1 protein-coding gene is annotated in these 758 nt (G+C 70.3%); it reads left to right on the plus strand.

From position 1 onward, the window contains the following. Positions 1 to 4: 4 nt before the first annotated feature. On the plus strand, positions 5 to 758 hold a 754-nt coding region (locus AC1AZA_RS11405), incomplete at its 3' end, for an AGE family epimerase/isomerase (RefSeq protein ID WP_476514768.1).

Consider the following 758-nt stretch of genomic DNA (forward strand, 5'->3'; position numbering starts at 1 on the left):
GGCGGTGGGGGATGACCTGCTGGCGTTCGGCAGGGGTTTCCCGGCGCCGTGCGGGGGTTCGCTGTGGCTGAACTCGGATGGTTCGACGGATCCGTCGCATGGGGTGGAGACGTGGATCACGGCGCGCATGGCGCATGTGTATTCGATGGCTTCGATGATGGGCTGGCCGGGCGCGGGCGGGCTTGCGGACGCGGCGCTGAGGGGTCTGACGGACGGTCCGTTGCGTGACCGGGTGCACGGGGGCTGGCATCCGCAGGTGTTCCTGGACGGGCGTGTGGTGCCGGGCAAGGTGTGCTATGCGCATGCGTTCGTGATGCTGGCCGCGTCGAGCGCCCTGCTGGCGGGCCGTCCCGGGGCGCGGGCGTTGCTGGACGATGCGGCCTCGGTGTTCCTGGACCGGTTCTGGGACGAGGGCGAGGGTCTGGCGGTGGATTCGTGGGACACGGGGTTCTCGTCGTTGGACGAGTACCGTGGGGTGAACGCGAACATGCATGCGGTGGAGGCGTTCCTGGCGGTCGCGGATGCGACGGGCGACGGGTCGTGGCGTGGGCGTGCGGGCCGGATCGTGGAACGGGTGGCCGGCTGGGCGGAGGCGAACGGGTGGCGGATCCCGGAGCATTTCTCGTCCTCCTGGGAGCCGTTGCTGGAGTACAACGCGGACAGCAGGGCGGACCAGTTCAAGCCGTACGGGGCGACGCCGGGTCACGGGATCGAGTGGTCGCGCCTGATCGTGCAGTACGCGCTGTCCGCGGGGCTGG

The sequence above is a fragment of the Bifidobacterium sp. LH_389 genome (assembly GCF_056357235.1).